The organism is Actinoallomurus soli, assembly GCF_024055715.1.
Classification (GTDB): Bacteria; Actinomycetota; Actinomycetes; order Streptosporangiales; family Streptosporangiaceae; genus Actinoallomurus; species Actinoallomurus soli.
Window position 1 is genome coordinate 19,474 of record NZ_JAMXMV010000022.1, and the last position, 21,028, is coordinate 40,501.

The 21,028-nt window shown below is 71.1% G+C and carries 20 protein-coding genes and 1 riboswitch; of the genes, 17 read left to right on the top strand and 3 right to left on the bottom strand.

Features of this window, described 5'->3' with window-relative positions; genetic code table 11:
* Window positions 1-56: 56 nt before the first annotated feature.
* On the top strand, window positions 57-551 hold the full coding sequence (locus NDW01_RS35185) for a hypothetical protein (RefSeq protein WP_252828685.1): 495 nt from the start codon (window positions 57-59) through the stop codon (window positions 549-551).
* A gap of 17 nt (window positions 552-568) precedes the next feature.
* Here the strand turns inward: NDW01_RS35185 and NDW01_RS35190 are convergent, their stop codons facing one another.
* Both NDW01_RS35190 and NDW01_RS35195 read right to left on the bottom strand, forming a co-directional pair.
* On the bottom strand, window positions 569-1,033 hold the full coding sequence (locus tag NDW01_RS35190) for a MarR family winged helix-turn-helix transcriptional regulator (RefSeq protein WP_252786026.1): 465 nt from the start codon (window positions 1,031-1,033) through the stop codon (window positions 569-571).
* A 200-nt stretch (window positions 1,034-1,233) separates the two neighbouring features.
* Window positions 1,234-1,887 (bottom strand): MBL fold metallo-hydrolase, encoded by a 654-nt coding sequence (locus NDW01_RS35195; RefSeq protein ID WP_252786025.1) that lies wholly within the window; start codon window positions 1,885-1,887, stop codon window positions 1,234-1,236.
* Window positions 1,888-2,041: 154 nt separating this feature from the next.
* On the opposite strand from NDW01_RS35195, the gene NDW01_RS35200 reads away from it, so the two are divergent.
* From NDW01_RS35200 to NDW01_RS35215, 4 genes are all read left to right on the top strand, one after another.
* On the top strand, window positions 2,042-2,860 hold the full coding sequence (locus NDW01_RS35200; RefSeq protein WP_252828686.1) for an MBL fold metallo-hydrolase: 819 nt from the start codon (window positions 2,042-2,044) through the stop codon (window positions 2,858-2,860).
* A 165-nt stretch (window positions 2,861-3,025) separates the two neighbouring features.
* Entirely contained in the window at window positions 3,026-5,872 is a 2,847-nt protein-coding gene (gene uvrA, locus NDW01_RS35205; protein WP_252828687.1) for an excinuclease ABC subunit UvrA, read from the top strand.
* Between the two features lie 177 nt (window positions 5,873-6,049).
* Window positions 6,050-6,469, top strand: a complete 420-nt coding sequence (locus NDW01_RS35210) for a Rieske (2Fe-2S) protein (protein WP_252828688.1) — start codon at window positions 6,050-6,052, stop codon at window positions 6,467-6,469.
* Between the two features lie 65 nt (window positions 6,470-6,534).
* On the top strand, window positions 6,535-7,035 hold the full coding sequence (locus NDW01_RS35215; RefSeq protein WP_252828689.1) for a Rieske (2Fe-2S) protein: 501 nt from the start codon (window positions 6,535-6,537) through the stop codon (window positions 7,033-7,035).
* A 54-nt stretch (window positions 7,036-7,089) separates the two neighbouring features.
* Here the strand turns inward: NDW01_RS35215 and NDW01_RS35220 are convergent, their stop codons facing one another.
* Window positions 7,090-8,166 (bottom strand): mechanosensitive ion channel family protein, encoded by a 1,077-nt coding sequence (locus tag NDW01_RS35220; RefSeq protein ID WP_252828690.1) that lies wholly within the window; start codon window positions 8,164-8,166, stop codon window positions 7,090-7,092.
* A gap of 152 nt (window positions 8,167-8,318) precedes the next feature.
* Between NDW01_RS35220 and uvrC the strand changes: the two genes are divergently transcribed.
* From uvrC to NDW01_RS35280, 12 genes are all read left to right on the top strand, one after another.
* Window positions 8,319-10,280 (top strand): excinuclease ABC subunit UvrC, encoded by a 1,962-nt coding sequence (gene uvrC, locus NDW01_RS35225; protein ID WP_252828691.1) that lies wholly within the window; start codon window positions 8,319-8,321, stop codon window positions 10,278-10,280.
* Window positions 10,277-11,179, top strand: coding sequence for an RNase adapter RapZ (gene rapZ / locus NDW01_RS35230; RefSeq protein WP_308206982.1), 903 nt, complete (start codon window positions 10,277-10,279; stop codon window positions 11,177-11,179). Before uvrC ends, rapZ begins: the two co-directional genes overlap by 4 nt.
* 6 nt (window positions 11,180-11,185) lie before the next feature.
* Window positions 11,186-12,163 carry a gluconeogenesis factor YvcK family protein gene (locus tag NDW01_RS35235; protein ID WP_252828692.1) on the top strand — a complete coding sequence of 326 codons (978 nt, stop codon included), beginning with the start codon at window positions 11,186-11,188 and terminating at the stop codon, window positions 12,161-12,163.
* A gap of 33 nt (window positions 12,164-12,196) precedes the next feature.
* On the top strand, window positions 12,197-13,177 hold the full coding sequence (gene whiA / locus NDW01_RS35240; protein WP_252786014.1) for a DNA-binding protein WhiA: 981 nt from the start codon (window positions 12,197-12,199) through the stop codon (window positions 13,175-13,177).
* 209 nt (window positions 13,178-13,386) lie between these two features.
* Window positions 13,387-13,743 (top strand): YciI family protein, encoded by a 357-nt coding sequence (locus tag NDW01_RS35245; protein ID WP_252828757.1) that lies wholly within the window; start codon window positions 13,387-13,389, stop codon window positions 13,741-13,743.
* The gene (locus tag NDW01_RS35250; RefSeq protein WP_252828693.1) at window positions 13,740-15,017 is read left to right on the top strand and encodes an RNA polymerase sigma factor; all 1,278 of its coding nucleotides are present in this window, start codon (window positions 13,740-13,742) and stop codon (window positions 15,015-15,017) included. Before NDW01_RS35245 ends, NDW01_RS35250 begins: the two co-directional genes overlap by 4 nt.
* Before the next feature lie 348 nt (window positions 15,018-15,365).
* The gene (gap, locus tag NDW01_RS35255) at window positions 15,366-16,370 is read left to right on the top strand and encodes a type I glyceraldehyde-3-phosphate dehydrogenase (protein ID WP_252828694.1); all 1,005 of its coding nucleotides are present in this window, start codon (window positions 15,366-15,368) and stop codon (window positions 16,368-16,370) included.
* Between the two features lie 157 nt (window positions 16,371-16,527).
* Window positions 16,528-17,718, top strand: coding sequence for a phosphoglycerate kinase (locus tag NDW01_RS35260; protein WP_305883849.1), 1,191 nt, complete (start codon window positions 16,528-16,530; stop codon window positions 17,716-17,718).
* Between the two features lie 2 nt (window positions 17,719-17,720).
* On the top strand, window positions 17,721-18,521 hold the full coding sequence (gene tpiA / locus NDW01_RS35265; protein ID WP_308211848.1) for a triose-phosphate isomerase: 801 nt from the start codon (window positions 17,721-17,723) through the stop codon (window positions 18,519-18,521).
* 129 nt (window positions 18,522-18,650) lie between these two features.
* Window positions 18,651-18,893 carry a preprotein translocase subunit SecG gene (secG, locus tag NDW01_RS35270; RefSeq protein WP_252786007.1) on the top strand — a complete coding sequence of 81 codons (243 nt, stop codon included), beginning with the start codon at window positions 18,651-18,653 and terminating at the stop codon, window positions 18,891-18,893.
* 76 nt (window positions 18,894-18,969) lie between these two features.
* On the top strand, window positions 18,970-19,341 hold the full coding sequence (locus NDW01_RS35275; protein WP_308206111.1) for an RNA polymerase-binding protein RbpA: 372 nt from the start codon (window positions 18,970-18,972) through the stop codon (window positions 19,339-19,341).
* A gap of 255 nt (window positions 19,342-19,596) precedes the next feature.
* Window positions 19,597-19,672, top strand: a riboswitch (ZMP/ZTP riboswitch).
* Window positions 19,673-19,695: 23 nt separating this feature from the next.
* Window positions 19,696-20,961 carry a serine hydroxymethyltransferase gene (locus NDW01_RS35280; RefSeq protein ID WP_308211849.1) on the top strand — a complete coding sequence of 422 codons (1,266 nt, stop codon included), beginning with the start codon at window positions 19,696-19,698 and terminating at the stop codon, window positions 20,959-20,961.
* Window positions 20,962-21,028: the final 67 nt, after the last annotated feature.

A 21,028-nucleotide genomic window follows, 5' to 3' on the forward strand; every position in this document is an offset into this window, starting at 1 on the left:
ATCACTCCCCGGCCCCTGTACCGTGATCGCAGGGGATGGATCTGGGGAAGGTTGGCATGCGCTTGCCCTCGGTGGCGCCCGCGGTGACGCGGACGATCTCGATCGTGCTGGCGGTCGCGGCCGTCGGCGTTCTGGCGTTCACCGCCCTCGCCGACCGGAACGGCGGCCGCAGACCGGCCGCGGCACCGTCCCAGCCCGCGACGCCGGTCGCCGAGTCGACGATGCCCGGCAGCATCGACCTGCCGCCCACCAGCGCACCGGCCACACCACGGGTACGCGCCGCCGACGCCAGGACCTGGCTGCGGGCGCTCGCCGGCAAGTGGACCCAGGACGCGCGGAAGAACTACTTCCAGTTCCAGCCCGACGGCACCGGTGAGTGGGTGGCGTTCGGCCAGAAACTGTGGACCGGCAAGGCCACCCCGCGCGACGCCACGACCTTCGACCTGTCCGACCGGAGCGGGCAGGGGGCGTCCTACTGGCGGGTCACGCTGGTGAGCGGCGGGAGGTCACTGTTCTTCGCCGGCACCCAGACGACGTACCGCAAGGCCTGACACCGTCCGGCGGCGTGTCAGTCGCCCGGACTGGCGGCCAGGCTCTCCAGGACGTCGAGGGCCCCGACCAGCGCGGCGCGCTGTTCGGGGGAGAGCGTCCCGAGCCGCTCGACCAGGAACGCCGACCGCTCGGTGCGCAGCTGTTCGAGCTGGCGGCGGCCCTCCGGGGTGATCTCCAGGAGGGTCGCCCGCCGGTCGCCGACGTCGGGAGTGCGGCGGAGCAGGGCCTGGGTCTCCAGGGAGGCGACCAACCGGCTCTGCGTGGGCGCGCTGACGCCCTCGTGAGCCGCGAGGTCGCCGAGGCGCACCGGGCCGAGCGCCTCCAGACTCGACAGGGTCGACGCCTGGCTCGACGTGAGGGTCCGGGGCCCGTACTGGCGGACGCGACGGCTCAGCCGGCCCAGCGTCATGCGCAGCCGCGCCGCGAGCTCAACGTCCGTCATGGCCTCGGTCTCGGCCGCCGGCCTGGTCACGCCCGTCATGTGTTCCTTATCCGGCTCGCGTCTCCGACGCGCTGGTCACGCGCGTCTCCTTCCATCATCCCCACACCGCGGCGGCCGGCATGCCCGGACGCACGAGAAACCGCCGGAACGGGCGCCGAACACACCGGTCCGCAGGAGTCCCGCGGGATGTATCAGGGCAACGACCGAAGGACGATGATCGTGGCGTGATGTGATCAGGATCACCATCCCCGGGCGCGCCACTCCGGCAGGTGCGGGCGTTCGCGGCCGAGGGTGGTGTCCTTGCCGTGGCCGGGGTAGACCCAGGTCTCGTCCGGGAGCGTGCCGAACACGCGCTCCTCGAGGTCGTCCATGAGCCGGTTGAACAGCGTCGCGTCGCCCCAGGTGTTCCCCGGTCCGCCCGGGAACAGGCTGTCGCCGGTGAACAGGTGCGGCGTGTCGCCGTCGTCGTACAGCAGAGCGATCGAGCCGGGCGTGTGGCCGCGCAGGTGGATCACGGACAGCGTGTGCTGCCCGACCCGTACGGTGCCCCCGTGCCGGACCGGCTCGGTGACCGGCAGCGGGAGCGCCTCGGCGTCGTCGGGATGGGCCACGACCGACGGGTGGGTCGCGTCGACGACCGCGCCGAGCGCGCCCCAGTGGTCCTGGTGCCGGTGGGTCGTCACGACCCGGGAGAGCGGCGCGTCGCCGAGGAGCTCCAGCAGGCGCTCCGGCTCGCTGGCGGCGTCGATCAGCACCTGTTCCCCGGTCGCCGTGCAGCGCAGGAGGTAGGCGTTGTTGTCAAAGGACCCCACCGCCAGCTTGGTGATGGTCAGACCGGGCAGCTCGCGTACGTCGGGCGGGCCACCGACCTCGACGTTGCCTGTGTAGGACACGCACTCTCCTTCCAACGGTGATCGGGTCCACCGCACCCGCCTTCCATCCTTCCACTTCGCCACCTGCCGCGCGGTCCTGCGGACGCGCAGGCCACCGGTTCCGGGCGCGCGAGCGGACCCGGGCCCGAGCGAGTGCGGAAGTAGACTCTTGATCATGAACGACGACCTGCCGATCTGCCGCACCTGCGGGGTGCAGTACGCCGCACCGCGGCCGGACTGCCCGATCTGCGAGGACGAGCGGCAGTACGTCGGATGGGACGGCCAGCGCTGGACGACCCTCGCCGAACTCCGCGCCTCCGGGCGCCGGGGCGAGGTCGCCGAGGAGGGGCCGGGAATCGTCGGGATCGGCGCCGACCCGCCCACCTCCATCGGCCAGCGCGCGCTGCTCGTACGGACGCCGGCGGGAAACGTCCTCTGGGACATGATCACCTACGTCGACGACGACCTCCTCTCCCAGGTCGCCGATCTCGGCGGCGTCGACGCCATCGCCATCAGCCATCCGCACTTCTACGGGTCGATGGTCGAGTGGGCGCACGCGTTCGACGCGCCCGTCTACATCCACGCCGCCGACCGCGAGTGGGTCGCCCGGCCGGACGACTCGATCGTCTACTGGGAGGGCGAGACCCGGGAGATCGGCGACGGGCTGACCCTGGTCAACGCGGGCGTGCACTTCGCCGGCGGCCAGGTGCTGCACTGGCGTGACGGAGAGGACGGCAGGGGAGCGCTGCTCACCGGCGACATCTTCACCGTCGTCCCCGACCGCCGGTACGTCAGTTTCATGCACAGCTACCCCAACCTGATCCCCGAGCGCCCCCGGGTGATCCGCCGCGCCCTGCGCCGGATGGAGCCGTTCGGGTTCGAGCGGGTGTACGGCGGCTGGTGGGGCCGGGTCGTCGCCGCGGACGGTGCCGCCGCCGTACGCCGGTCGGCCGAGCGGTACCTCGCCCACGCCCTCGACGACGAGTCCGAGTAGGCCGCAGCGGCCTCAGGCGTTTCGGTGGCGATCTGTCTTCGAACACGTGTACGGTTTCGGTGCGACGAGGGACCGCCGTGCGGGGCTTTGGAAGAAAACCGGCCTGTCCGCTCGTTAGCCTGAAGCTGACTGCCTCAACCGGGCTCTAGGGGATAGCGATACGCCGTGGCTGACCGTCTCATCGTGCGCGGAGCGCGTGAACACAACCTCAAAGACGTCTCACTCGATCTTCCGCGCGACGCGCTGATCGTGTTCACCGGTATGTCCGGTTCCGGGAAGTCCAGCCTGGCGTTCGACACGATCTTCGCGGAGGGCCAGCGCCGCTACGTCGAGTCGCTGTCGGCGTACGCCCGTCAGTTCCTCGGCCAGATGGACAAGCCCGACGTCGACTTCATCGAGGGCCTGTCCCCGGCCGTGTCGATCGACCAGAAGTCGACCTCGAAGAACCCGCGCTCGACGGTCGGCACGATCACCGAGGTCTACGACTACCTCCGGCTGCTGTGGGCCCGCATCGGCCACCCGCACTGCCCGGTCTGCGGCCGTCCGATCTCCAAGCAGACGCCGCAGCAGATCGTCGACCGGGTCATGGAGTTCGAGGAGGGCACCCGGTTCCAGGTGCTCGCCCCGGTCATCCGCGGCCGCAAGGGCGAATACCTCGAGCTGTTCCGCGACATGCAGACCAAGGGCTTCTCCCGCGCCCGCGTCGACGGCCGGCTCGTACGCCTCGACGAGGCGCCGAAGCTGAAGAAGTACGAGAAGCACGACATCGAGGTCGTCGTCGACCGGCTCAGCGTCAAGGAGAGCGCCCGCCGCCGGCTGGCCGACTCGATCGAGACGGCGCTCGGCCTGTCCGGTGGCACGGTCATCCTCGACTTCGTCGACCTTCCCGAGGACGACGAGCAGCGCGAGCGGATGTTCTCCGAGCACCTCTACTGCCCGTACGACGACCTGTCGTTCGACGAGCTGGAGCCGCGGTCCTTCTCGTTCAACTCCCCGTACGGCGCCTGCCCGGACTGCACCGGTCTGGGCACCCGCATGGAGGTCGACCCGGAGCTGCTCGTCCCCGACCCGGAGAAGACCCTCGGCGAGGGCGCGATCTCGCCGTGGTCGAACGGCCACATCAGCGACTACTTCCTGCGGCTGCTCGGCGCGCTCGGCGACGCGATGGGCTTCGACCTGGACACGCCCTGGGAGCGGCTCCCGGCCAAGGCCCGCAAGGCGATCCTGCAGGGCCACGACACCCAGGTGCACGTCAGCTACCGCAACCGGTACGGCCGGCAGCGGTCGTACTACACGACGTACGAGGGTGTGATCCCGTACGTCCAGCGGCGGCACTCGGAGGCGGAGAGCGACTCGAGCCGGGAGCGGTTCGAGGGCTACATGCGGGAGATCCCGTGCCCGTCCTGCGACGGCAAGCGGCTCAAGCCGGTCGTGCTGGCCGTCACGGTCAACGACCGGTCGATCGCCGACGTCGCCGCGATGCCGATCGGGGAGTGCGCGAAGTTCCTGCTCAACATGGAGCTGAGCGAGCGGGAGAAGCACATCGCCGAGGCCGTGCTCAAGGAGATCAACGCCCGGCTCGGCTTCCTGCTCGACGTCGGCCTGGACTACCTCAGCCTCGACCGCGCGTCGGCCACGCTGGCCGGCGGTGAGGCGCAGCGCATCCGCCTGGCCACCCAGATCGGCTCCGGGCTGGTCGGCGTGCTGTACGTCCTGGACGAGCCGTCGATCGGGCTGCACCAGCGCGACAACCACCGCCTGCTGGAGACGCTGATCCGGCTGCGCGACATCGGCAACACCCTCATCGTCGTCGAGCACGACGAGGACACCATCCGGGCCGCAGACTGGGTCGTCGACATCGGCCCGGGCGCGGGCGAGCACGGCGGCCAGGTCGTCGTGAGCGGCCCGGTGAAGGAGCTCCTGGCCAACGAGGGCTCGATGACCGGCGCGTACATCTCCGGGCGCAGGGAGATCGCCGTCCCGGAGACCCGGCGCAAGCGCCAGCGCGGGCGCGAACTGGTCGTGAAGGGCGCCCGCGAGCACAACCTGCGCGACATCGACGTGGCCTTCCCGCTCGGCGTGTTCACCGCGGTCACCGGCGTCTCCGGGTCGGGCAAGTCCACTTTGGTCAACGACATCCTCTACACGTCGCTGGCCAAGCAGCTGCACGGCGCCCGCACGGTGCCCGGCCGGCACCGGCGGATCAACGGAGTCGACCAGCTCGACAAGGTCGTGCACGTCGACCAGTCGCCGATCGGCCGCACCCCCCGGTCCAACCCGGCGACCTACACCGGCGTGTTCGACCACGTGCGCAAGCTGTTCGCCGCGACCGCCGAGGCGAAGGTGCGCGGCTACCAACCCGGCCGCTTCTCCTTCAACGTCAAGGGCGGCCGCTGCGAGGCGTGCTCCGGCGACGGCACCATCAAGATCGAGATGCAGTTCCTGCCCGACGTGTACGTCCCCTGCGAGGTCTGCCACGGCGCCCGCTACAACCGGGAGACGCTCGACGTCCACTACAAGGGCAAGACGATCTCCGAGGTCCTCGACATGCCGATCGAGGAGGCGCTGGACTTCTTCGAGGCGATCCCGGCGATCCGCCGCCACCTGCAGACGCTCAACGACGTCGGCCTCGGCTACGTCCGGCTCGGCCAGCCCGCGCCGACGCTGTCCGGCGGCGAGGCGCAGCGGGTCAAGCTCGCCTCCGAGCTGCAGCGGCGCTCCACCGGCCGCACGATCTACGTGCTCGACGAGCCGACGACCGGCCTGCACTTCGAGGACATCCGCAAGCTGCTCGGCGTGCTGAACGGCCTCGTCGACAAGGGCAACTCGGTCATCGTGATCGAGCACAACCTCGACGTCATCAAGACCGCCGACTGGATCATCGACATGGGCCCGGAGGGCGGCTCCCGCGGCGGCACCGTCGTCGCGTCCGGCACTCCGGAGGATGTCGCGCGGGTCGGGGAGAGCCACACCGGCCAGTTCCTCGCCAAGATCCTCGGCATTCAGCCGTAGGGCCCGTCCCCGGCCGCCGCGGCGGCCCCGCCGGTCGGCGGACGGACACCGTCCCGCCGACCGGCAGGTTCACGCCCGCCGTCCTCACCGGGGGCGGCTCATCGGCTCACGGGCCGGGCGGTAGCATGGCGGCGATGTACTACAGCGTGTAGTAGATGGTCCTTTCCGGGGAGATCGATGACTGACGAAGCGGTCGGCTGCTCACGGCGGCGGTTGCTGGGCACGGCGGGTCTGGCGGGCGTGGGGATGCTCGGCCTGGGGGCCTGCGGGACACGGCCGGCGAAGGCCATCGTGCCGCCCGCGATCAAGGGCAAGGTGATCGCCCGGACCAGCGAGATCCCCGTCGGCGGCGGCAAGGTCCTCGACAAGTGGAAGATCGTCGTGGCGCAGCCGACGCAGGGGACGTTCAAGGCGTTCACCGCGACCTGCACGCACCAGGGATGCACCGTCGGCAGTCCCGAGAACGGTGTGATCACCTGCCCTTGCCACGGCAGCGAGTTCAACGCGACCGACGGTTCGGTCAAGCAGGGCCCGGCCGGCGCGCCGCTCCAGGAGTTCACCGTCCGGCTGCAGGGCGACGGAATCATCGTCGATTAGGGTTGAACCGAACGCATCGCTCCTTCGTGGAAACCGGATGTAGACCCGAACACGAGGAGGATCACATGCCGTTCGATCCATCGGCCGCCCCGGCCGGCGGGGAAGAGACCGTGACCCGCGCCGACACGACGCGTCGCGGAATGCTGCTCGGCGTCGGTCTGGTCGGCGTCGCCGGAACACTCGCCGCCTGCGGCGGGAAGTCCTCGGACGACTCCGGCGGTTCGAAGCAGGGCGGCTCCGGGCAGGGCGGCGGCGGGGCCGCGGCTCCGGCGGGCGGCGACGGCGCGCTGGGCAAGGCCGCCGACATCCCGGTGGGCGGCGGGAAGGTCTTCAAGGACCGCAAGGTCGTCGTCACGCAGCCCAAGCAGGGGGAGTTCGAGGCGTTCAGCGCGGTCTGCACCCACCGCGGCTGCACGGTCGACTCGGTCACCGGCGGCACGATCAACTGCCCCTGCCACGGCAGCAAGTTCAAGATCAGTGACGGTTCCGTCGCCAACGGCCCGGCCGACAGGCCGCTGCCGCGTAAGTCCGTGAAGGTGGAGAACGGCGAGATCAAGCTCGCCTGAGAACGCTCGCCCCGGCCGGGCCGGACGAACCGTCCGGCCCGGCCGGACCAGGTCTCAGGCGTGCGGGGCGGACCGGTCGTCGGTCCACGCGGCGTTCGACGGGAGGGCCTCCGTGTCGGCGCGGAAGCGGGGGAGCGCCGACGGGTACTTCTCCCGGATGAAGGCGATCAGGTGCTCGCGGACGTCGCACCGCAGGTCGAACGCGCTGGGGGAGTCGTGCGCGCTCATCAGCGCCCGTACCTGGACCAGGCCGTTCGGCAGGACGTCGGTCACCTGCAGCACCCAGTCCTTCTGGTCCCAGAGGGGATGCTCGCGCAGGAACCCGTACAGCTCCGTCCGCAGTTCCTCGACGGGAACACTCCAGTCCACGTGCAGCAGCACCGTGCCGATCACCCGGGAGGTGTGCCGGGTCCAGTTCTCGAAGGAGTTGTGCACGAAGTACGACACGGGAAGCACGAGCCGCCGTTCGTCCCACAGTCGCAGCACGACGTACGTGAGCGTCAGCTCCTCGATCCGGCCCCACTGGCCCTCGACGACGAGGACGTCGTCGATGCGCAGGGCGTCGCTGAAGGCCAGCTGCAGCCCGGCGAAGACGTTGCTCAGCGTCGACTGGGCGGCGATGCCGGCGACGATGCCGGCGATCCCGGCGGAGGCCAGCAGGCCCGCGCCCACCGCCCGTACGGCCGGGAACGTGAAGAGCATCGACGACGCCGCGATGATCACGACGACGGCAGCGGCGGTCCGGCGCAGGAGCATCACCTGCGTCCGCACCCGCCGGGCGCGGACGTTCCGGTCGCCCTCGATTCGGGTGAGGTGCTCGAGGGCAACGTCGGTCGCGGCGTAGGCCGCCTGGATGATCAGCCAGGTCATCGACGCGATGACGAGGAGCGAGAGCGTGTGGCGGATGTCGGGCGCGGCCCGGCCCAGGACCTGGCGCGGCGGCAGCCCGGCGGTCGCTCCCGCCGCGAAGGCGAGGGCGAAACCCGGCTTGACGCAGCGCCGGACGATGGGCGGAGCCAGCGGCCAGCGTGAGACGAGCCGGCTCGTGAGCGCCCGGCGAAGGATCTCCACCACCAGCAGGCCGAGCAGTACCGAGCCGATCAGTACGGCCAGCGCGGTGACGGTCGACACGATCAAGGTCCCCCTTCATCCGATCGAGTGCTGAACCCTGGCTCCCCGTGACCGCCGTCGTTCCCAGAAATTGCCAATCCGCACAAGTGACCCGAGTCACCACAATTCGTCACACAAGCCACGTCGCCGCCCGACCGGACTAGGCTTACGGCGTGGCAGATCCGGCGACCTATCGGCCCGCGCCCGGCTCCGTCCCCGAGTCTCCCGGGGTGTACCGCTTCCGCGACGGGACCGGCCGGGTCATCTACGTGGGCAAGGCGAAGAGCCTCCGCGCCCGGCTGAACTCCTACTTCGCCGACTTCGCGGGCCTGCATCCCCGTACGCAGACCATGCTGCAGACCGCCACGGGCGTCGACTGGACGGTCGTGCGCACCGAGGTCGAGGCGCTGCAGCTGGAGTACTCCTGGATCAAGGAGTTCGACCCGCGGTTCAACGTGAAGTACCGCGACGACAAGTCCTATCCGTACCTCGCGGTGACCATGCACGAGGACGTCCCGCGCGTGCAGGTCATGCGCGGCGCGAAGAAGAAGGGCGTCCGCTACTTCGGCCCGTACTCCCACGCGTGGGCGATCCGCGAGACCGTCGACCAGCTGCTGCGGGTGTTCCCGGTGCGCACCTGCTCGGCCGGGGTCTTCCAGCGGCAGCGGCGGATGGACCGGCCGTGCCTGCTCGGTGACATCGGCAAGTGCTCGGCGCCCTGCGTCGGCCGGGTCACCGAGGCGGCCCACCGGGAGCTCGCCGAGGACTTCTGCGACTTCATGGCGGGGGACACGGCCCGGTTCATCAAGGCGCTCGAGAAGGACATGAAGGCGGCCGCCGCCGGCCAGGAGTACGAGCGCGCCGCGCGCCTGCGCGACGACATCCGGGCCCTGCAGCGGGCGCTGGAGAAGCAGTCGGTGGTGCTGGGCGACACGACCGACTGCGACGTCATCGCCTTCGCCGACGACGAGCTGGAGGCCGCGGTCCAGGTCTTCTACGTGCGCGGCGGGCGGATCCGGGGCCAGCGCGGCTGGGTCGTCGACAAGGTCGAGGATGTCACGACCGGCGAGCTCGTCGAGCAGTTCGTACTGCAGATGTACGGCGAGGCCACGTCGGAGGCGGTGCCACGGGAGATCCTGGTCCCCGCGCTGCCGCCCGACACCGACGCGGTCGTCGAGCTGCTCGCCGAGCACCGGGGTGGCCGCGTCGACCTGCGGGTGCCCCAGCGCGGCGACAAGAAGACGCTGCTGGAGACCGTCGAGCGCAACGCCGTCGAGGCGTTCAAGCAGCACAAGACGCGCCGGGCGACGGACCTGACGACCCGCAGCAAGGGCCTGCAGGAGCTGCAGGACGCACTTGAGCTCGACCAGGCGCCGCTGCGGATGGAGTGCTACGACGTCTCGAACCTCCAGGGCACCAACGTCGTCGCCTCGATGGTCGTCTTCGAGGACGGCCTGCCGCGCAAGAGCGAATACCGGCGGTTCTCCATCAAGACGGTCGAAGGCCAGGACGACGTCCGCTCCATCCACGAGGTGATCCGCCGCCGCTTCAAGCGGTACCTGGAGGAGACGGAGAAGACCGGCGAGCTGGACGTCCTGGGCGAGCCGGAGGCCGGCGGGCCGATCGACCCCGAGACGGGCCGGCCCCGCAAGTTCGCCTATCCGCCCAACCTCGTCGTCGTCGACGGCGGCCCGCCGCAGGTCGCGGCCGCTCAGCGGGCCCTCGACGAGCTCGGCATCGACGACGTGGACGTGTGCGGCATCGCCAAGCGCCTGGAGGAGCTCTGGCTGCCCGGCGAGGAGGACCCGGTCATCCTGCCGCGCAACAGCGAGGCGATGTACCTCGTGCAGCGGCTCCGCGACCAGGCGCACGACTTCGCCATCCGGTACCACCGGACCAAGCGGAGCAAGGGCATGCTGGTCAGCGAGCTCGATGACGTCCCCGGCCTGGGGCCGGGCCGCCGCAAGGCTCTGATCAAGCACTTCGGGTCCGTGAAGATGCTCAAGCAGGCCGGCCCCGACCAGATCGCCGAGGTTCCTGGCATCGGGCGCCGTACGGCTGAGAACATCGTCGCGGCGTTGCACGCCGACGACGGGGCGGCGACCGGCGCGCAGGACGGGGGAGACGAGACGTGAACCATACGACAGGGGCCAATCTGCCGGGCGGCCCTCAAGTGCCCGACATCGTGATCATCACCGGCATGTCCGGGGCGGGGCGGAGCACCGCCGCCAAGTCGCTGGAGGACCTGGACTGGTTCGTCGTCGACAACCTGCCGCCGGGCCTGCTGGCCACGATGGCCGATCTCGCCGAGCGCGGCCAGGGGGCGGTCCCGCGCATCGCGGTCGTCGTCGACGTGCGCAGCCGGGCCTTCACGACCGACCTGCAGTCGGCGTTCGACGACCTGGAGGCGCGCGGCGCGCACCCACGGGTGGTGTTCCTGGAGGCGTCCGACGACGTCCTCGTCCGCCGCTTCGAGAGCGTACGCCGGCCGCACCCGCTGCAGGGCGACGGCCGGATCGTCGACGGCATCGCCCGCGAGCGCGAGTTGCTGCGCGACGTCCGCGCCGAGGCGGATCTCGTCCTCGACTCCAGCGCGCTGAACGTCCACGAGCTGCGCGCCAAGATCGTCGAGTTCTTCGGGGGCGAGGCGGGGGAGTCGAGCCTGCGCGCGACCGTCGTCTCCTTCGGCTACAAGTACGGCCTGCCCGTCGACGCGGACCTGGTGGTGGACTGCAGGTTCCTGCCGAACCCGCACTGGATCCCCGAGCTGCGCCCGCAGAACGGCCGGGACCCGGCAGTGCGCGACTACGTCCTGTCCCGGCCGGGGGCCAAGGAGTTCCTCGACGCCTACACCGAGGTGCTGCGGCTGCTCGCGGAGGGGTACGAACGCGAGGGCAAGCACTACGTCACGCTCGCCGTCGGCTGCACCGGCGGCAAGCACCGCAGTGTCGCGATGGCCGAGCAGTTCGGCGCCCGGCTCGGCGATGAAGGGCTCGAGGTGAGAGTCGTCCACCGGGATCTGGGACGGGAATAACGACAGGTGGCTTCCCCCAAGGTCGTCGCCCTCGGCGGAGGGCACGGATTGTTCGCCTCACTGTCCGCGCTGCGCCGGGTCACCGACCGGCTCACGGCCGTCGTGACCGTCGCCGACGACGGCGGCTCCAGCGGCCGGCTGCGCCGGGAGCTCGGCGTCCTGCCGCCCGGTGACCTGCGCATGGCGCTGGCCGCGCTGTGCCGCGACGACGACTGGGGGCGCACCTGGAGCGAGGTGGTCCAGCACCGCTTCCGCAGCGAGGGCGAGCTGCACGGGCACGCCGTGGGCAACCTGCTCATGGTGGCGCTGTGGGAACTGCTCGACGACCCGGTCGCCGGCCTGGACTGGATGGGACGGCTGCTGGGCGCGCAGGGCCGGGTGCTGCCCATGGCGTCCGTGCCGCTCGACATCGTGGCGGAGGTCCGTGGCGCCGACCCGGAGCGGCCGCAGGAGATCACTCACGTACGCGGCCAGGTGGCCTGTGCCAAGACCGCCGGGCAGGTCCTGAGCGTCTCGCTGGTCCCGCCGGACCCGCCCGCGTCCCCCGACGCCCTGCGCGCCATCGAGGAGGCCGACTGGGTCGTCTTCGGACCCGGCTCCTGGTTCACCAGCGTGCTGCCCCACCTGAAGGTCCCCGAGCTGGCCCAGGCGCTCCTGCGCACGCCGGCCCGGCGGATCGTCGCGCTCAATCTCGAACCCCAGCCCGGCGAGACCGATGACTTCTCGCCGCAGCGGCACCTGGAGGTGCTGCGCGCCCACGCCCCCGACCTGAGGGTCGACATCGTCCTCGCCGACCGGAATGTCGTAGAGGAGCGCGATGTCGTCGAGAAGGCGGCGCGTACCCTCGGGGGGACGCTCGTGCTGGCCGACGTCGCGGCCGGAGATGGATCTCCACGACATGATCCGGCACGGTTGGCCCAAGCGTTCGCACAGATCTTTGTCAGCGGCCACTGTCCCCGGCAAGATTCGGCGAGACTGCCCTGACGGGATGTTGGCTACAGGGGGAGGATCACATCCATGGCGATGACCGGCGTGGTGAAGGACGAGCTGAGCAGGCTGTCCGTCATGAAGCCGTGCTGCCGCAAGTCCGAGGTGTCGACGCTGCTGCGCTTCGCCGGAGGACTGCACATTGTCAGCGGGCGCATCGTGATCGAGGCGGAGCTCGACACCGGAGCCGCGGCGCGACGTCTGCGCAAGGACCTCGCGGAGGTCTTCGGGCACAGCTCCGACGTGGTGGTGCTGGCGCCGAGCGGGCTTCGCAAGGGCAACCGGTACGTCGTCCGGGTGTTCCGCGACGGTGAGTCCCTGGCCCGGCAGACCGGCCTGATCGACAACAATGGCCGCCCGGTCCGCGGCCTGCCCCGGCACGTCGTGGCCGGCGGCGCCTGCGACGCCGAGTCGGCGTGGCGGGGGGCGTTCCTGGCGCACGGCTCGCTGACCGAGCCCGGCCGGTCGATGTCCCTGGAGGTGACCTGCCCCGGCCCGGAGGCCGCCCTGGCCCTGGTCGGCGCGGCACGGCGGCTGAGGATCCACGCCAAGGCGCGCGAGGTGCGCGGCGTGGACCGCGTCGTCGTCCGCGACGGCGACGCGATCTCGGCGCTGCTGACCCGGCTCGGCGCGCACGACTCGGTGCTCGCCTGGGAGGAGCGCCGGATGCGCCGGGAGGTCCGCGCCACCGCGAACCGTCTGGCCAACTTCGACGACGCGAACCTCCGCCGCTCCGCGCGGGCGGCGGTCGCGGCCGGGGCACGGGTCGCGCGCGCCCTGGAGATCCTCGCCGACGACGCGCCCGAGCACCTCGTGGCCGCCGGCCGGCTCCGGCTGGAGCACAAGCAGGCGTCTCTGGAGGAGCTCGGCCAGCTCGCCGACCCGCCGCTGACCAAGGACGCCATCGCCGGCCGGATCCGGCGCCTGCTGGCCATGGCCGACAAGCGCGCGATAGACCAGGGCATCGCCGGCACCGAGGCGAACGTCACCGCGGACATGCTCGCGCCCTGATCCTGGGGTTCCGTTCGCGCCCGGATCCCCGGGTCCCGCCGGCTCCCCGACCCGCCGATCCCATGATGTGCCGATCCCATGATCTGCGTGCCGGATCCGGTGTAGAAATCTCGGCGGAGGATGTCGAGGGCCACCCGGCGGCTCCGACCACCTGGCGAGAGGCGCCCGAGCCAGGGGCGCCGGAGCGAAGGGTGCCGAGCGTGAAGTACATGATCCTGATCTACGGCAATCAGGAGCTGTGGGAGTCGTTCTCCGCGGAGGACTTCGAGAAGGCCGTCGCGGCGCAGGACGCGTTCAACCGGAGGTTCGCCGAGACGGGGGAGCTGCTGGGCGCGTACGGGACCGCGGACGCCGCCCAGGCGAAGGTCGTGCGGGTACGCAACGGGGTCCCGGCGGTCACGGACGGCCCCTACCTGGAGACCAAGGAGTACCTGGCCAGCTGGTACCTGATCGACGTGGAGGGTGAGGAGCGGGCGCTGGAGATCGCCGCCGAGCTGCCCTTCGCCTCGACGCACGCGGTCGAGGTCTGGCCGATCCTGCACGAGGCCGCCGGGAACACTCTGTGACCTCGGCCGGGCCGCCGCCGGGCGAACCGCTCGGGGACCTGCTGCGCCGCCTGGCGCCGCAGGTCCTCGGGGCCCTCATGCGCCGCTACGGCCGCTTCGACGCCTGCGAGGACGCCGTCCAGGAGGCACTGCTCGCCGCGGCCGCCCAGTGGCCCGCCGAGGGCGTTCCCGGCAACCCGTACGGCTGGCTGGTCACCGTCGCGACGCGGCGCTTCACCGATGGGGTCCGCAGCGACGCGGCGCGCCGGCGGCGGGAGGACGCCGACCTCCTCGCCACCCCGCCCTCCCTGCTGGTGGCGGCCGCCGCCGACCACCGGGCTCCCGGCGAGCACGACGACGGCCTGACGCTGCTGTTCCTGTGCTGCCACCCGTCGCTGTCGCCGGCCACGCAGATCGCGCTGACGCTGCGGGCGGTCGGCGGCCTCGGCACCGCGGAGATCGCCCGCGCCTTCCTTGTGCCCGAGGCGACCATGGCGCAGCGCATCAGCCGGGCCAAGCAGACCATCCGGAAGGCCGGGGCGAGGTTCGAGCCGCCGTCGCCGGAGGAACGCCCTGAGCGTCTCCGTGCGGTGCTGCACGTGCTGTACCTGATGTTCAACGAGGGCTACACCGTCAGCGCCGGCTTCGAACTCCAGCGCCACGACCTGACGGCCGACGCCCTGCGCCTGACCCGCCTGCTGCACCGGCTGCTGCCGGAGGACGGCGAGGTCGCCGGGCTCCTGGCCCTCATGCTCCTGACCGAGGCGCGCCGCGACGCCCGCACCCGGCCGGACGGCTCGCTGGTCCCGCTGCCCGAGCAGGACCGCGACCGGTGGGACCGGGCCCTCATCGCCGAAGGCGTCGCCCTCGTCACCGCGACGCTGGCGCGCACGCGCGCGCTCGGGCCGTACCAGATCCAGGCGGCGATCGCCGCCGTCCACGACGAGGCCGAGCGGGCCGAGGACACCGACTGGCCGCAGGTCCTCGCGCTGTACGAGCTCCTGGAGCGCGTCGAGGCGGGCCCGATGGTCACCCTGGGCCGGGCGGTCGCCGTCGCCATGGTCCACGGCCCGGCGCGCGGCCTGGACGTGGTCGCCGGCCTGGCGGCCGACGACCGCATGGCGCGGCACCACCGGCTCCACTCCGTACGGGCCCACCTGCTGGAGATGGCCGGCCGGCGGGGGGAGTCGCTGGAGGCGTACCGGACCGCCGCCCGATATGCGACGAGCGTGCCGGAGAAGCGCCATCTCGACGCCCGTGCCGGCCGGCTCGCGGCCGCCGCGCCCGTGGGGTAGCCGAGGGAGGTTCGGAGGAACGGCTCACGGGCGTGTCCCGGGAGGACGGGTCGCGCACCCCGGCGGCCGACGGGCCGAGGGGCCGACGTGACCGGGATCACTTACGGACGAAAGCCGTGTTCTGGATCGATTTGGTCTAGACCATTAGGTCTAGACCAATTACCCTGGCGATGGTCCGCCGTCCGCCATTCGGATGTTGGCTCCCGGCAGGGCGGCGGACCGGTCGTTCCGGCCCGGTGGTTACAGTCACATCACGACGGGTTCGGTAGGGTCGACCACGAGAGCACACGTCAAGTTCACAGGCCCCCGGGCGCCTCCGGGGGCGCGAAGCATGAGGAGATCGGTGCCGTGACCATCCGGGTTGGCGTTAACGGCTTCGGCCGCATCGGCCGCAACTTCTGGCGAGCGCTGAACGCCGCCGGTGGCGATGTCGAGATCGTGGCGGTCAACGACCTCACCGACAACGCCACGCTCGCCCACCTGCTCAAGTACGACAGCATCCTGGGCCGGCTGCCCGAAGAGGTGAAGGCCGGCGCGGACGAGATCACCGTGGGCGGCAAGTCCATCAAGGCCTTCGCCGAGCGTGACCCGGCCAAGCTGCCCTGGGGCGACCTGGGCGTCGACATCGTCATCGAGTCGACCGGCCTGTTCACCGACGCCAACAAGGCGAAGGTCCACGTCGAGAACGGCGCGAAGAAGGTCATCATCTCCGCGCCGGCCAAGAACGAGGACGTCACGATCGTGATGGGCGTGAACGACGACGCCTACGACCCCGAGCTGCACACGGTCATCTCGAACGCGTCCTGCACCACCAACTGCCTGGGCCCGATGGCCAAGGTCATCAACGACACGTTCGGCATCGAGCGCGGCCTGATGACCACGATCCACGCCTACACCCAGGACCAGAACCTCCAGGACGGCCCGCACAAGGACCTGCGCCGCGCCCGCGCCGCCGCCCTGAACATCGTCCCGACCAGCACCGGCGCCGCGAAGGCCATCGGCCTCGTGCTGCCGTCGCTCAAGGGCAAGCTGGACGGCTACGCGCTGCGCGTGCCCGTGCCGACCGGCTCGGCCACGGACCTGACCGTCACGGTGAGCCGTGAGACCAGCGTCGAGGAGGTCAACGCGGCGCTGCGCGAGGCGGCCGAGGGCCCGCTGCGCGGGATCCTCACCTACACCGAGGACCCGATCGTCTCCAGCGACATCGTCACCGACCCGGCGTCGTGCATCTTCGACTCCGGGCTCACCAAGGTGATCGGCGACCAGGTCAAGGTCGTCGGCTGGTACGACAACGAGTGGGGCTACTCCAACCGCCTCGTCGACATCACCAAGCTGGTGGGCTCCCGCCTCTGAGCCGAGCGGCGGGCGGCGCACGAGCGACGGGCCCTGAACGGGAACACGAGGCCGTGAACCGCCGCCCGGCCCGGTGACGGCGAACCCACGAACGAGCGCAGCAGGTCCCGGACCTGCTGCGCTCGTTCCGACACGACCAGGAGTGCGATCAATGAGCATGTCCACGATCGACGATCTCGGCGACGTGCGCGGCAAGCGGGTGCTGGTCCGCTCGGACCTCAACGTTCCGCTGCAGGACGGCGTGATCGGGGACGACGGCCGGATCCGTGCCAGCGTCCCGACCATCAACAGGCTCGCCGACAAGGGCGCGCGCGTCATCGTCTGCGCCCACCTCGGCCGCCCCAAGGGCCAGGTGAAGCCGGAGTTCTCCCTCGCCCCCGTCGCCGAGCGGCTGGGCGAGCTGCTGGGCCGCGAGGTCCGCTTCGCCACCGACACCGTCGGCGACAGCGCGCGGGCCACCGCCGACGCGCTCCAGGACGGCGAGGTCGCCCTCCTGGAGAACCTCCGCTTCGAGGCCGGCGAGACCAGCAAGGACGACGCGGAGCGCGGCGAGTTCGCCGACCGCCTGGCCGCCCTCGCCGAGCTGTACGTGGGCGACGGCTTCGGCGCCGTGCACCGCAAGCACGCCAGCGTCTACGACGTGCCGCAGCGGCTCCCGCACGCCGCCGGCGGCCTCATCGCCGCCGAGGTCGACGTGCTGCGCCGCCTCACCGGCGAGCCCACCCGGCCGTACGTCGTCGTCCTGGGCGGCGCGAAGGTCTCCGACAAGCTCGGCGTCATCGCCAACCTCCTCGGCAAGGTCGACCGCCTCATCGTCGGCGGCGGCATGGCGTACACCTTCCTCAAGGCCCAGGGTCACGAGGTCGGCAAGTCGCTGCTGCAGGAGGACCAGCTCGACCAGGTCCGCGGCTTCATCGAGGAGGCGGCCAAGCGCGACGTCGACCTGGTGCTGCCGGTCGACGTGCTGGCGGCCACCGAGTTCGGCCCCGACGCGCCGCACGAGGCCGTCGCGGCCACCGCGATCCCGGCCGACCGCGAGGGCCTGGACATCGGCCCGCGCACCCGCGAGCTGTTCGCGAGCAAGCTGGCCGACGCGGCCACCGTCTTCTGGAACGGCCCGATGGGCGTGTTCGAGTTCGACGCCTTCGCCGGCGGCACCCGCGCGGTCGCCGAGGCCCTCATCGCCTCGGACGCGTTCACCGTGGTCGGCGGCGGCGACTCGGCCGCGGCCGTGCGCAAGCTCGGCCTCCCCGAGGACGGCTTCTCCCACATCTCGACCGGTGGCGGCGCGAGCCTCGAGTACCTCGAGGGCAAGACGCTGCCCGGCCTGTCCGCCCTGGAGGACTGACCGTGGCCTCGAAGACCGCTCCGCAGCAGCGCAGGCCGCTCATCGCCGGCAACTGGAAGATGAACCTCACGCACTTCGAGGGCATCGCCCACGTCCAGAAGGTCGCCTTCGGCCTCAAGGACGCCGACTACGAGGCGGTCGACGTCGCGATGCTGCCGCCGTTCACCTTCATTCGCAGCATCCAGATGCTGGTGGACGCCGACAAGCTCAAGCTCGTGTACGGCGCGCAGGACATCTCGCCGCATGAGAAGGGCGCCTACACCGGCGAGATCTCCGGCGCGATGCTCGCCAAGCTCGGCTGCACCTACGTCCTGGCCGGGCACTCAGAGCGCCGCCAGTACCACAACGAGGACGACACGCTCGTCAACGCGAAGGTGAAGGCGGCCCTCAAGGACGACCTGACGCCGATCCTGTGCGTCGGCGAGGGCCTGGAGGTCCGTAAGGCCGGGGAGCACCTGTCCCACACGCTCGCCCAGGTCGAGGGCGGTCTGCAGAAGGTCCCGGCCGACCAGGCGCAGCGCGTCGTCATCGCGTACGAGCCGGTGTGGGCGATCGGCACCGGCGAGGTCGCGACCCCTGAAGACGCGCAGGAGGTCTGCGGCGCGATCCGCACGCGGCTGGCCGAGCTGTACAGTGGAGACCTCGCCGATCAGGTCCGCGTTCTCTACGGGGGCTCCGTCAAGGGCGACAACATCGCCGGCATCATGGCGAAGCCGGACATCGACGGAGCACTCGTCGGCGGAGCGAGCCTGGACGCCGGGGAGTTCGTCAAGATCTGCAGGTATCGCGAGCTGCCGGTGTGATCTTGCGCAACAGACTGCGCGTTTCTGCTGAACCACGCGGTGGAACGTCGTACCCTCGGTAGCGGATGACCTGAATACGCGAACATTCCCCGCGAGCAGCGGGGTGAATCACGAAAGCGCTGAACTGCTGTGATCATCACAATCTCCATCGTGCTCATCCTGACGAGCGCGCTGATGGTGCTGCTCGTCCTCCTGCACAAGGGGAAGGGTGGTGGCCTGTCGGACCTGTTCGGCGGCGGCATCAGCTCGTCGCTCGGCGGGTCGTCCGTGGTCGAGCGGAACCTCGACCGGTTCACGATCGGCACGGGCGTGATCTGGTTCGCGTCGATCATCGCGCTGGGTCTGCTGCTCAAGCACGGCCACCACGGCTGAGTCCGGCAAGACCCGCAGTGTGTTGACGGCCGCCGCGCCCCGCGTCGCGGCGGCCAAAGGAAGCGAGGAGTAGTCCGTGGGTAGTGGCAACGCTATTCGGGGCAGCCGTGTCGGTGCTGGCCCGATGGGAGAGGCCGAGCGTGGTGAGGCGGCCCCGCGCGTCTGGGTGAGCTTCTACTGCGCGAACCGGCACGAGTCCCGGCCGAGTTTCGCGACCGACGTCGCGGTGCCCGACCAGTGGGACTGCCCCCGGTGCGGATTCCCCGCCGGTAAGGACCCTGAGAACCCGCCGGCACCGCCGCGCAACGAGCCCTACAAGACGCATCTCGCCTACGTGAAGGAGCGGCGTAGCGACGCCGATGGCGAGGCCATCCTCGAGGAGGCGCTGGCCAAGCTGCGCGCCGAGCGCGCCGCCATCCAGGCGGCGATGCAGCGCGCTCGTAACTAGCTCCGCGTATCGCAGCGGTGATCGGCCCGGTGCCCGCCTCGGCGGGCACCGGGCCGATCACGTCCCGACGGAGATCCCCGTTCCGGCCGGCCGCGTCCCTCCGACCGCGTCCCCGACGGAGATCTCGTCCCGGCCGATCGCGTCGCGTGGTGAGTTCCGATTCGGGCCGGTCGCGTCCGTGGTGGATCCCGGTTCCGGCCGCTCGTGTCCCGCGTGGAATCCCGATCGACGGCGGGGCGGTCCGTTAGGATGGGGAACGCGACTGGCGCATGAGGTGGAGTTCACCACCGGGGAGCGAAGAGATCTGGCACCGCGCGCCTGGGTGCTGGGAGCCGAGCCCGTACTGGAGGCCCCGTGCACCAGCCACCGCTGTCCCATCTCTCCGCCGCCGATCCCGACCTGGCCGGCCTGATCGAGGCCGAGGCCCGCCGGCAGCACGACAAGGTCCGCCTCATCGCCTCGGAGAACTACGTCTCGCCCGCCGTGCTGGAGGCGACCGGCTCCGTCCTGACCAACAAGTACTCCGAGGGCTATCCCGGCAAGCGCTACTACGAGGGCCAGCAGGTCGTCGACCCCGTCGAGGAGCTGGCCAAGGCACGAGCGCGCGCGCTGTTCGGCGCCGACCACGCCAACGTGCAGCCGTACTCCGGCTCGCCCGCCAACCTTGCCGTCCACCTGGCGTTCCTGAATCCGGGGGACACCTTCCTGTCACTGGAGCTCGCCCACGGCGGCCACCTCACCCACGGGTCGCCCGTGTCGATCACCGGCAAGTGGCTGCGGCCGGTGCACTACGGCGTGGACCGCGAGACCGGCCGGGTCGACATGGACAAGGTGCGCGACCTCGCCCGTGCCGAACGCCCGAAGCTCATCTTCTGCGGCGGCACCGCGATCCCGAGGACGATCGACTTCCCGGCGTTCGCCGAGATCGCCCGCGAGGTCGGCGCCGTTCTCGCCGCGGACATCGCGCACATCGCCGGGCTCGTCGCGGGCGGCGCGCATCCGTCGCCGGTCGGACACGCCGACGTCATCACCACGACGACGCACAAGACCCTCCGCGGCCCGCGCGGCGCCATGATCTTGACGACCGAGGAGTACGCCACCGCGATCGACAAGGCGATCTTCCCCGGCCTGCAGGGCGGCCCGCACAACCACACGACCGCCGCGATCGCGGTCGCGCTGAAAGAGGCCGCGCAGGAGGACTTCAAGACGTACGCCCGCCAGATCGTGGCGAACGCCCGGGCGCTGGCCGCCGCGCTGACCGCGCGCGGGTTCGACCTGGTCTCCGGCGGCACCGACAACCACCTGATCCTCATCGACCTGACCAATAAGGACATCGCCGGCAAGCCGGCGGCCAAGGCGCTCGACCGCGCGGGCATCGAACTGAACTTCAACACGGTGCCCTTCGACCCGCGCAAGCCGTGGAGCCCGTCGGGCATCCGCCTCGGCACCGCCGCGATCACGACCCGCGGCCTCACCGAGGAGCACATGGCGTTCGTCGCGGCGTCGATCGACCAGGCGATCACGGCGGCGGACGACGAGGCCACCCTCGACAAGATCGCCGGGGAGATCCGCGAACTGCTCGCGGGCTTCCCGATGCCCGGCTGGGCCGCGACGCCCTGACCGAGCACTCTCTGAGGAGGATCCGGCAGCCGAGAGGATGCCGGATCCTTCCCTTTTGTCGCCGGAA